General features: G+C 55.1%; 9 protein-coding genes. 8 read left to right on the top strand and 1 reads right to left on the bottom strand.

Going from position 1 to position 11,596, the window contains the following annotated elements; all coding sequences use genetic code 11:
- Positions 1–128: 128 nt before the first annotated feature.
- On the bottom strand, positions 129–638 hold the full coding sequence (locus ACTCIA_RS15260) for a hypothetical protein (RefSeq protein ID WP_463002666.1): 510 nt from the start codon (positions 636–638) through the stop codon (positions 129–131).
- A 151-nt stretch (positions 639–789) separates the two neighbouring features.
- Between ACTCIA_RS15260 and ACTCIA_RS15255 the strand changes: the two genes are divergently transcribed.
- The 8 genes from ACTCIA_RS15255 to ACTCIA_RS15220 are packed head-to-tail and all read left to right on the top strand — an operon-like array spanning position 790 to position 11,379.
- Positions 790–1,599, top strand: a complete 810-nt coding sequence (locus ACTCIA_RS15255; protein ID WP_463002665.1) for a formylglycine-generating enzyme family protein — start codon at positions 790–792, stop codon at positions 1,597–1,599.
- Positions 1,599–4,859, top strand: coding sequence for an Npt1/Npt2 family nucleotide transporter (locus ACTCIA_RS15250; RefSeq protein ID WP_463002664.1), 3,261 nt, complete (start codon positions 1,599–1,601; stop codon positions 4,857–4,859). The genes ACTCIA_RS15255 and ACTCIA_RS15250 overlap by 1 nt, the downstream gene beginning before the upstream one ends.
- Complete coding sequence (locus tag ACTCIA_RS15245; protein ID WP_463002663.1) at positions 4,850–5,860, top strand: ATP-grasp domain-containing protein; 1,011 nt, start codon at positions 4,850–4,852, stop codon at positions 5,858–5,860. The genes ACTCIA_RS15250 and ACTCIA_RS15245 overlap by 10 nt, the downstream gene beginning before the upstream one ends.
- Before the next feature lie 13 nt (positions 5,861–5,873).
- Positions 5,874–7,589 (top strand): ABC transporter substrate-binding protein, encoded by a 1,716-nt coding sequence (locus tag ACTCIA_RS15240; protein WP_463002662.1) that lies wholly within the window; start codon positions 5,874–5,876, stop codon positions 7,587–7,589.
- A 21-nt stretch (positions 7,590–7,610) separates the two neighbouring features.
- Positions 7,611–8,588 carry an ABC transporter permease gene (locus ACTCIA_RS15235; RefSeq protein ID WP_463002661.1) on the top strand — a complete coding sequence of 326 codons (978 nt, stop codon included), beginning with the start codon at positions 7,611–7,613 and terminating at the stop codon, positions 8,586–8,588.
- Positions 8,588–9,526: an ABC transporter permease gene (locus tag ACTCIA_RS15230; protein WP_463002660.1), complete on the top strand. Its 939-nt coding sequence runs from the start codon at positions 8,588–8,590 to the stop codon at positions 9,524–9,526. The genes ACTCIA_RS15235 and ACTCIA_RS15230 overlap by 1 nt, the downstream gene beginning before the upstream one ends.
- A 48-nt stretch (positions 9,527–9,574) precedes the next feature.
- Positions 9,575–10,540: an ABC transporter ATP-binding protein gene (locus tag ACTCIA_RS15225; RefSeq protein ID WP_463002659.1), complete on the top strand. Its 966-nt coding sequence runs from the start codon at positions 9,575–9,577 to the stop codon at positions 10,538–10,540.
- Between the two features lie 17 nt (positions 10,541–10,557).
- The gene (locus ACTCIA_RS15220) at positions 10,558–11,379 is read left to right on the top strand and encodes an ABC transporter ATP-binding protein (protein ID WP_463002658.1); all 822 of its coding nucleotides are present in this window, start codon (positions 10,558–10,560) and stop codon (positions 11,377–11,379) included.
- The last annotated feature ends 217 nt before the right edge of the window (positions 11,380–11,596 follow it).

The raw sequence follows: 11,596 nt of genomic DNA, 5'->3' as shown, positions 1-11,596 counted from the left end.
AGTTCAAGATCAAGGCTTGCGCAATTTCGAAGAATGCAGCGTACTTAGCCGTACGTGAAATTCTGAGAAATTGCGCGTAACGCAGATATTGGACTTTTTCGGTGCCATCATACCTGGGTTTTTATTTTTCAAATCATCCATTCCGGAATCCAGATCCCCATTTTTTTTCCGGTTTTGGGGCTTTTATAAACAACCATTTTCCGGGTGTTGTTATTGATGGCAATCTTTTGCCCCCCGATGTTGTCCTCTCCGATCACGGAATAAAGCTTCCGATTGCCCACCCGGGCCGTCAGCCCCGCCAGCAGGTTGCTGGCAATTTTTCTGCCCCGGAATTCCGGCAGAACCGATGTATAGCCCCGTTCCAGAAAATCTGACAAATCCAGGCCGGTCTGTTCCCGCACCATTTGCGTAAATTCAGTCCGGGGGTGCTTGAGACTCGAGCAGGCCGCGATCTCGCCGTTGTCATCTCTGACATAGCCGATTAAAAAGGCATGGGACAGGTTTTCCCGCACCCGGCCCGGATCCACGGAGCCGCCGGCCTCCACAAGGGCGATGATGCGCTCCATATCTTCTTTTCCCAGCTCCTCCGGGGGAGCAAAATGATAATCAATGCCTTCTATGGTTTCGGTTTCCATCAATTCTGGGCCTCCCCGGCAATGCAGTTGAATTTGACAGTTTCCCAAAAACCCCTTAAAACATCTAAACAATAATGTTTTTGATAGGTTTAACCAAAACCCGGAAACAGCAAACGCCTTTATATCTATCTTCTATATATCAAGGATATGTATCATGCGAAACCTCTATTTTCTCATTTCCCTGGCCGCGGTCTTTGCATTGCTGAGTCCGTCCCCGTCAGTCCGGGGAGAGGAAAATGTTTATAAAAACCGCCTGGGAATGGAATTTGTCAGAATCGAACCGGGCCGGTTCATGATGGGCAGCTCCCCGGATGCGCCCCTTCGGGGAGAAAGCGAAAAATCTTACAAGGCGGTAGTTTCAGAGCCGTTTTTCATTCAGACCACTGAGGTGACCATTGGCCAGTGGCAGCAAGTCATGGGGGAAAAATGGCTTTTCCCCAGAAAAGGGCCCAAAAACCTGCCTGTGACCAGTGTTTCATGGCATGACTGCCAGAAATTCATAAAGGAGCTAAACCGCCGCACCGGGCAGACCTACCGCCTGCCCACCGAAACCGAGTGGGAATACGCATGCCGGGCCGGCACCCAAACCGCCTTTTCCTGGGGCGATGACATCGAATGCACACGGGCCATGTACGCCAATTCCCCTGTCAAATCCGGACAATGCACGGAAACCGTCAGGGCGCTGGGTCTGGAGGCCAACGGGCCGGCGCCGGTGAAAAGTTACGAACCCAACAAATGGGGGCTTTACGACATGCACGGCAATGTCTGGGAGTGGTGCAATGACTGCTTTAACCAATACCCCCTGCCCGAAGCCCCCGGCACATTTGAATGCGTAAGGCGGGTACGCAGGGGAGGCAGCTGGTACAGCGATCCCCACAGCCTGAGAAGTGCCAACCGCGCCTACGCCCACCCGGCAGCCAAGTTTAAAACCACCGGCTTCCGGCTGGTCAAAGAGGCGGATTAATGCGCAGGGTCCTTTTAAACTGGCTTAAGCTCCACGAAGACGAGGTTGCCCTGTTTTTATGGACCGCCGCACTTTTATTTCTCCTGCGCAGTTCCGGCATGGTACTTAACAACTACGCGGAAACCGCCTTTCTCAAGCGCTACGGGGTCCAGTACCTGCCCATTGTCAACATGCTCAACTCCATTGCCACCTTTATCCTCACCGGCATTCTGGCCCTGTTTATGACCCGGCTGCAAAGCACCCGGCTGCTGGGCATGCTCTTTGTATTCTGCGGGCTTTCGGTGGGCGGCATCCGCCTGCTGATCCCCATGGGTCTGGATTTGATCTATCCGCTGCTGTTTATGCTAAAAAGCCAGTTTGAGCTGCTTGAAGCCCTGCTTTTCTGGAACCTGGCCAATGATCTCTACAATACCCGGCAATCCAAGCGCATCTTTCCGCTTCTCACCGCAGGCGGAGTCATCGGCCTGATCGCGGGAAGCTTTTCCACTCCTTATATGGCAGCAACCCTTCGTTTCGACAACCTGCTGCTGGTTTACCTGGGCATCAGCCTGCTGGGGGCCGTTTTGATCAAGGCCATGAGCATGCACATGCGCATGGCCCTGCCAGGGGCTAAAAAAGGCAAAAAGGTAAAACACCAGCCGCCCATGCGCGAGCAGTTCCAGCAGGTGCTGCCATTAATCCGTCAGTCGACCCTGGTCAAAATCGTGCTGGTGCTCACCTTCATGCCCAATGTGGTGATCACCATCATGAACTATCAGTTCAATTTTGCCGCAGATGCCTATTTTGCCAGCGAATCCGGACTCCTGGGGTTTTTTTCCTATTTCCGGGGGGTGCTCAATATCATCAGCCTGGTTCTGCTGCTGTTTGTGGGCCGGCTCTACGGCCGCTTCGGCCTGCCCGTGGCCCTGATGTTTCACCCCTTTAACTACATCATTGCATTTATCGCTTTTCTGGCGCGCTTTGACATCTTTTCCGCCGTGTATGCCCGCATGTCCACAAACATCATCCGCACCACCATCAACATGCCGGCCAACTCCATTTTAATCGGGCTGTTTCCCGAATCCTACAGGGCCATGGTCCGGCCCTTTCTGCGGGGAACCGTGGTCCGGGTGGCTCTGTTTGTCGGATCAGGTCTGATCCTGGCTTCTGCAAACCTGTTTCACCCACGCTATCTTTCCCTGGTGGCCCTGCCCTTTGTGCTGGTCTGGCTGGCGGCCCCGTTTGTGCTCAAGCGCAAATATGCCGCTATTCTAATGGACCTGATTTCCAGGAATATGCTGGATTTAAAAAGCATGGAACAACAGAATCTGGGCAAGCTGTTAAAAAAGGACCAGGCGGATCCGGGACTGACAGAAGCCTTTTTAAACGCCCGGGGCGAAGATGCACTCTGGTATGCCCGGCTGCTCAAGACCCTGGATGTAAATAATTTTGACGATCTTGTGGCCAGAACCATTGACCGGCAGGATACGGCCACCCGAATCCGGCTGCTGGAAATGCTTTCAGACGCCCCCGGACCCGGAATCGCAGAGATGCTGCAAAGGATGCTTTATGCCAGCAATGAGCCGGCGTTCACGGTTGCGGTCATCCGCACCATCCACAGAACCGGCTCTGGCAATCCGGCCATCCGCGACCGGCTCGAAACCCTGATCCAGCACCCCCACCCCGAGGTTCGGGCAAACGCGGCAGGATGCCTGTACATGAAAAGCCCGGGCAAGCTCAAACCCAAAATCGATACCTGGCTTTACGCCCAAGACGTCGATCACCGCAAGGCAGGCGTGATTGCCGCAGCTCAGACAGGGGAAAAAGGCTATGCCGGCATTTTGACAAAAATGCTTTCAGATGCTGACAACAAGCCCATCCGGAGCGATATCCTGCGTTGCCTGTCCCGGCTGTCGCCGGGCAATTTAAATGACATTGCCGCCCCTTTTCTCAATGAGCCGGATCCCGGCCTTCGGCGCGCGGCCATAGAGAGCATGGAAATCACCGATGACCAATCATTGTCCAGAATTATCGGGCACCTGGGGGATTCAGATACGACCATCGCGCAGATGGCACGGGAGAAGATCAAAAACGCCGGCTACATCAACGGCAGAATTCTCATCGAAGCACTAAACCGGCCTGACCGCCGGATGCGCGAAGCCATTTTTGAGCTGCTGGAAGAGCTGAAAATCAAAGATCTCGACATTACGCGCTTTACCCGGCAGGGACTTTTTCAGGCCTATACCTGCCTGGCCAGGGCCGAGGCCCTTGAAAAGCTTCCGGAAAGCCGGGCCAAGAACCTGCTGGTGGAACACCTGATGGAGAAAAAGAACCTGATTCTGGAAAACACCTTCCGGGTTCTGGCCATCCATGACCGCAGGGGGCGCATGTGGACGGTTTTCAGGGGCCTTTTTTCCACCAGCACCCGTCATCGTGCAAACAGCATCGAACTGCTGGGCGATATCATGGATCACAAGATGTTTAACATGGTCACCCCCCTGCTCGAAGGGGAATCCATCTCCCAGAGCCTTGCCCAGGGCAGAAAATACTTCAAGCTGCCCCGGTTTGCATCGGTTTCCAGGGATCTTTTCCCGGAACTGCTCAAAGAAGCCGATGACTGGCTGGAGCCCGTGCTGACACTTTACGTCCTGGAATATCACGCAGAAGCCGCAGACCGGCAAAAAACCGTCATCTCACAGCTCAAAAAGGCTCAAAATCCTTATATCCGGCAGATGGCCCAAAAAATTATTCCCGGTGCGTCCGGAGCGCTTGACCCAAAGGAGCAAATCATGGATACTGAACTCACAGTTCCGGAAAAAATTCTGCTGCTGAAAAACATTGCCATTTTTTCCGGCCTGACCGTCAGCGAACTCGGCGCCATCGCTGCTGTGACACGGGAAGTGGCTTATCCTCCCGATCAAGTAGTGATTGCCGAAGGCGACCCGGGCGACCGGATCTATCTGATCATCGACGGTGAGGTGGCTGTTTGCAAAGGCCGGGAGCCGGAAAAGCAAATCCGGCTCGACACCATGGGGCCGGGGGATTATTTTGGAGAAATGGCCCTTTTCGAGGAAACCGAGAGATCGGCCACCATTCGCACATTAAAGCCCTCCCGGTTCCTGGTTCTTGAAAAGCCTGAATTCAACGAACTGGTGCGCGAGTATCCGGGCATTGCCCTGCAGATCTGCACGGCACTGAGTCAGCGCCTGCGCCATTTGCAATCCATGGTGGCAGAGGCTGAGACAAGAACCGGTTCACAAAAGGACACGCCATGCAAATAGCTTTTGTCATGGATCGACTGGAAGGCATTGATCCGGTTTTTGAAACCACTGCGGCCCTGATGTATGAATGCAACCAGCGGGGGCATTGCGTATTCTTCCTCGAACCCCATGATATCTATGTGCGCAGACAGCAGATCGTGGCCCGGATGAAAGACGTCACAGTGGCCCGGGATCTTTCCATAAAGCAATACTGGGACAAAGCCGTCGCCCGGCAGCAGGAGGAGTCGATCAGCTTTGAGGAACTCACGGAACTCGACGCGCTTTTTCTGCGAAAGGATCCGCCCCTGAGCTACAGTTCGGTTGAATTTCTGGCTCCGGTGCGCAACCAGGTCTTTATGGTAAATGATCCCTGCGGCATGGTTCTGGGCAACAGCAAGCTCTATACCCTGAATTTTCCGGATCTGATCCCGGAAACCCACATTTCCCGTGATCCGTCCCGGCTGCGCAAAATCATCGACAACTTTGGCGGCGACATGGTCATCAAGCCCCTGGGCCGGTTCGGGGGCCAGGGCATTATCAAGGTCAGCACCCGGGACCCGGAAAACCTCAACTCCCTGATTCACTATTACGTGGGTGCCCACAAGCCCTATGCAGACCGCGAGCAGATCATGGTCCAGGAATACTTAAAAGGGGTCAAGGAAAAGGGGGATGTCCGCATTTTAATGCTAAACGGGGAAATTCTGGGGGCCATGTGCAGAAAACCCCCGGACGGCAGCTTCCGGACCAACATTCACGCCGGGGGCAAGGCCTTTGCCCATTCCATCACCGCCAGAGAGCGGCGGATATGCGAGCAGATCCGGCCGCGCCTTCTTGCAGACGGTCTTTATTTTGTAGGCCTGGATCTGATAGATGAAAAATTAATCGAGGTCAACTGCGTCAGCCCCGGGGGTATTCCCCGGATCAACCGGCTGGAAAATATCCGCATGGAAACCCGAGTCATCGACTTTGTGGAACAAATGGCCCTTGCCCGAAAACAATCCCGGCAGGCGGCGCTCAAATAAAAAGGAAATGCAAATGCGCTTTTTTCCCAAACTATTTGTCTCGTCTCTGATTTTTATGGCAGCAGCCATGGTTTTGCTCTGGCCCCCCGCTTCCGGCTACGCCGCGGAAAGCACGCTTCGGGTGGGAATTGCCGAAGAGCCGCGAACACTCAATGTCTGGATGGCAACCGATGCCAATTCCAACAAAATTCTGTCTCTGATCTATCAGCCCCTTTACACCGAGCACCCGGAAACCCTGGAACTCACCCCCTGGCTGGCAAAGGCCATGCCCGAGTGGGACGCGGATACAAACACCTACACCATGGAACTCAGGGAGGCCAAATGGTCGGACGGCTCCCCTGTGACCGCAGAAGACGTGGTGTTTACGGTCAATACCATCAAATCCTTTAAAGTGCCCAAATATCACTCGGAATGGGCGTTCGTGGAAAAGGCCGAAGCCGTGGACAAACAGACGGTACGGTTTTATCTGGAGGAACCCCGTGCCACGTTTCTCACCCGGAGCCTGATCAACTATGTCATGCCAAAAAAACAATGGGCGCCTATTGTCAAACAAGCAAAAGAAAAGGAAAAGCCGCTGGGTGCGCTGTTAAACGCCCGATTGGAAAAGCCCCTGGGATGCGGTCCTTTTGTGCTGGAGCGCTGGCAGGAGGGAAATTTCGTCTATCTCACGAAAAATCCCCATTTTTTCGGCCGGGGACAGACAATCCAGGGCCACCAGCTGGGCCCCTATGTGGATGCCGTGCTTTTCAAGGTATACGGAACAGCCGACGTGGCCATCCTTTCTTTGAAAAAAGGCGATATTGATTTTCTCTGGTGGTCGGTGCAGCCCGGCTATCTCGAGGATCTGGAAGAAAACAGGAACATCCGGGTGATGATCAATGAAAAAAGCGCCCTGTACTACATGGGCTTTAACGTGAGAAAAAAGCCCTTTTCCGACCCGGCCCTGCGCCGGGCCGCAGCCGTGATCATTGACCGCGATTTTATTGTCAAACGGGTCCTGCAGGGCCACGGCGCCAGAATGGACTCCATCGTCCCGTCTGAAAACCGGTTCTGGTGCGCTCCGAACATGCCTGAATACGGCAGGGGACTGAATCGGGAGGAGCGGATCAAAAAAGCCTGGAAGATGCTGGCTGAAGCCGGATACAGCTGGAAGCAGCCGCCGGTGGATGAAAACGGCGGGGTGGTTTCACCTTCCACAATTGTGCGGCCCGACGGCAATCAGATGGAGAAATTCACCATCCTGACCCCGCCGGCCGATTATGACCCAAACCGGGCCACCTGCGGCATCCTGATCCAGGAATGGCTAAAGGAACTGGGCATTCCGGCATCGGCCCGACCCATGTCCTTTGGCGCTTTGCTGGAAACCGTGAAAAAGAATCATGATTTTGACGCCTTTATCCTGGGCTACGGCCGGCTGGCCCTGGATCCGGATTATTTGCGCAGTTTTTTCCATTCCGACAACGACAAGCCCGGTGGATGGAACATGAGCGGCTATGACAACCCGGAATTCGACAAACTGGCAGAAGCCTCCATTGCGGAAATGGACACAAAAAAACGGCGGAAACTGCTTTATCAAATGCAGGAAATGATCATGGAAGATGTGCCCTACATCCCCCTCTACAACCCGGCCGCCATCGAGGCCGTGGACACCAGAACCTTTAGCGGATGGGTTCCCATGGTGGAGGGAATCGGCAATATCTGGTCGTTTTGCAGCGTCAGACCCCAATAACAGGATAAGCCCGGAACCCGTATGCACTTTCGCAAGCTGATCTTCCGCCGCATCATTGAGGTAATGGCCATATTCTTTTTGATTCTCACCGGGCTGTTTCTCCTGTTTCATCTGTCTCCGGGCGATCCGGTCTCCAGGATGGTGCAGCCTGGCATGAGCGCAGAAGACGCCAGCATGCTCATCTCCCAGCTCGGGCTGGACCAGCCCTTGTGGCTGCAGTATCTGTATTACGTAAAAAATTTTTTTACCGGCAATTTCGGCATCTCCTTTCACTACGGCCAGCCCGTGATCCATATCATCGGCCGCCGCCTGCCCAACACCATCCTGCTGTTTACCACATCAGTGATCCTGTCGGCCGCAGCCGGGGTATTCTGGGGAAAGCTCGTGGCATGGTACAAGGGCCGGCCCATTGACACCTGGGTCACGATCCTGGCCCTGGTCTGCCACACCTTGTTTCTTCCCTGGATCGCTCTGCTGTTTATCTGGATTTTTGCCTATCACGTGGGCTGGTTTCCCTTAAACGGCATGATCACCCCGGAGGTGTGGATCGATCCGTCAACAGGCTTTCTGGCAAAGGCCGCAGACATCGGCCATCACATGCTTCTGCCCCTTCTAACCCTGTTTATCATACACGTGGGCTCCTATCTGCTGATCATGCGCAGCAGCATGCTCGAAACCTTAAAAGAAGACTATATTCTCACGGCCAGGGCCAAGGGCCTTTCGGAAAAAAGGGTCAGAAACCGCCATGCCGCGCCCAATGCATATCTGCCGGTGGTCACCAGCATCGGACTGAGCCTGGCCTTTTCCATCAACGGCGGGGCGCTGACCGAAACCGTGTTTTCATGGCCGGGCATCGGCAGAGAGCTGATCTTTGCGGTGAGCAACAATGATTACCCTCTGGCCCTGGCCTGCTTTTTGTTTATCTCCCTTGTGGTGCTTGTGGCAAACGTGATCGTGGATGTTTTATATGCTTATCTTGACCCGAGGATCCGGTACTGATGAATTTTTCCGCAGAAACCCGGGCAGCGGGCAACACGGCTGCCGCCAAACGCTCCTATAATCTCCAGCGGTTTTTAGACGGCTGGGCTTTGTTTTACGAAAACCCCGTGGGAAAACTCGGGGTGTTTCTGCTTGTCTGCTTCGGGGCAATGGCCCTGATCAGCTATATCCCCCCGCTGATCGATCCCATGTACCACCCCATGACCGGGGTGGATCCTTCGATTTCAAACGCCACCGGCCCCAGTGCAAAGCATTGGCTGGGCACGGATAACCTGGGACGGGATCTTTTCACCCAGCTGCTGACCGGCGCGCGCATCGCCTTTATGGTGGGGATATCCGCGGCTTTTATGAGCATTGTGTTTGGCACCCTTATCGGCATGATCGCCGGTTATGCCGGCCGGGTCACGGATGCCGCGCTCATGCGGTTTGCCGACATGATCATGGTCATGCCCTCGCTTTTAGTGGTGCTCTTGCTGGCATCCCTGTTCGGCCAGTTAAACATCTGGATTATTGTGCTGTTAATCGCCCTGTTCCGGTGGCCCGGAGTCTCCCGGGTCATCCGCTCCCAGACCCTGTCGCTGAAACAGCGGCCCTTTATCGACATGGCCCGGGTGGCCGGGGCCTCTCATATGCGCATCATTTTCCGCCACATTCTGCCCAATGTACTGCCCATGGCATGTTTGTACATGACCTTCCGGGTGACATCGGCCATTATCGTGGAGGCCGCCCTGGCCTTTCTGGGTTTCGGCGATCCCAACACCGTGAGCTGGGGCATGATGCTCCAGTGGGTCTGGAAAACCGGGCACATGTTCCAGGCCCCCTACTGGCTCCTGCCGCCGGGCATCTGCATTTCCCTGATCACCCTGTCGTTTTACCTCATCGGCCGGGCCATGGAGGAAGTACTCGACCCGCGGCTGAGAAAGGAGGAAAATTTTTGAGTAAATCGGACAAAACCGGGCGGAAACGCTCAAAAAATAAGGGGAAGCATGGCCCTGCTTGAAGTTGAAAATCTTACCATTGCCTACAAAACCCGCAGGGAAACGGCCATTGCCGCAGACCGGGTGAATTTCTCCCTGGAGCGGGGCAGATCCGTCGGCATTGTAGGCGAATCCGGATGCGGCAAAACCACCCTGGGAATGGCGCTTCTGCGGCTTCTGCCCTCAAACGGATTTGTCAAAGGCGGGCGGATCACCTTTGACGGCATGGACCTGCTGGGCCTGCCGGATGCCCGGATGCAGCGGATTCGCTGGAAACGCATAGCCATGATTTTCCAGGCCGCCATGAACGCCTGGAACCCGGTCCAGCGCATCGGGGACCAGATCCTCGAGGCCATCCGCACCCATGACCCCAAAATCACAAAAGCCGAGGCGGTCAAACAGGTAGAACAGCTCTATGAACTGGTGGAGATCCCCGGGGACCGGATCTTTGATTTTCCCCACCAATACAGCGGGGGCATGAAGCAGCGGGCCATTATTGCCATGGCCCTTGCCTGCAGCCCGGATCTCATCATCGCTGACGAGCCCACAACCGCCCTGGATGTCATTGTCCAGGACCAGATCCTGCAAAAGATCAAGGCCATCCAGAAGGAAAAAAACATTGCCCTGATCTTCATCTCCCATGATATCGGGGTGGTGGCCGGGGTATGCCACGAAATCATGGTCATGTACAGGGGAAAAATCGTGGAGGCCGGCCGCCGGGAAGAGGTCTTTGAGGTTCCGGTGCACCCTTACACCCGGGCGCTTCTGTCTTCGTATCTCACCATTGACGGCGTGTTTGAAATCCGGGACAGGCAGGCGCCGGCGCCCCCGTGCACCCCGGCCGAACCCTTGTCAAAGGAACTTTGCGGATATGTGCATCTGTGCCCCCATGCCTCGGAGGCCTGCCGCAGCCGCCCGCCGCAATGGCGGGAAATCACACCAACCCATAAAGTATTGTGCAGCTTATGCCGGTAAAAAAAGAATCTGCAGCCATGCCAGGCACCCCCGCAGAACCCATGGTGCAAATCCAGGGAATCAAAAAAACCTACAGCGAGGATCGGTCCCTGTTTGCCGGATCCGCCCCGGCGCTGACTGCCATTGACGGAGTCAGCCTTTGCATTGAAAAAGGCGAGGTTTTCGGCCTGGTGGGAGCCAGCGGTTCGGGCAAAACCACCCTGGGCCGGCTGCTGCTGAAACTCGAGGAAATCGATGCAGGGCAAATCCGGTTTCAGGGAAAAGACATCTCCGGTTTGAAAGGCGCGGCCTTAAAAGATTTCCGCCGCCGGGTCCAGCTCATCCCCCAGGACCCATACCAGTCATTGAATCCCTATATGTCCATATTTGACACCGTGGCCGAACCCCTGATCATCCACGGCATTCGCAGCAGCGAGGCCCGCAGGCAAAAAGCGGCCCAGGCCCTTGATGCCGCGGGCCTTAGCCCGGCAGCGGATTTTTTTCCCAGCTACCCTCACCAGCTAAGCGGCGGCCAGCGCCAGCGGGCTGCCATTGCCCGGGCCATGGTGCTCTCCCCGGAATTTGTCATTGCAGACGAGCCCACCTCCATGCTCGATGCCACCATTTCCTATACCATTTTCAAACTCCTGGCGGATCTGCGCAAAACACAGGGGGTCACGCTTTTGTTTATCACCCATGACCTGGCTGCCGCCCGGTTTTTGTGCGACCGCATTGCGGTGATCTACAAGGGGCAGATCGTGGAGTCCGGACCGTCCGAGCAGGTGATCAACAACCCCGGATCCGACTACACCCGCGCTTTGATCAAGGCCCAGCCCAGATTTTCCTTTGTCGAGCAATAATGATGGCACCGTAAAAAGCTTTTTACCGCGTCCGCTGTTGTTGCAGGAAGGAAGCCCTGCGGCCGGGGTCAGTTTTTTCGCTCCTGACCGTATACGGATTCAGCCAATGCCTTCGCCCAAAATTTACAAACTCGGCCTGTCGGCCTCAAACAGTTTGAAATTTTTTAGCTCCGGCATTTGCTGAATTTTTCCGTAAACGCTCAATGTCGCTTACAAA

Source organism: Desulfosalsimonas sp., from assembly GCF_055149105.1.
Note: the sequence above shows the minus strand (reverse complement) of the source record. Positions and strands in the feature narration are given on the sequence as shown.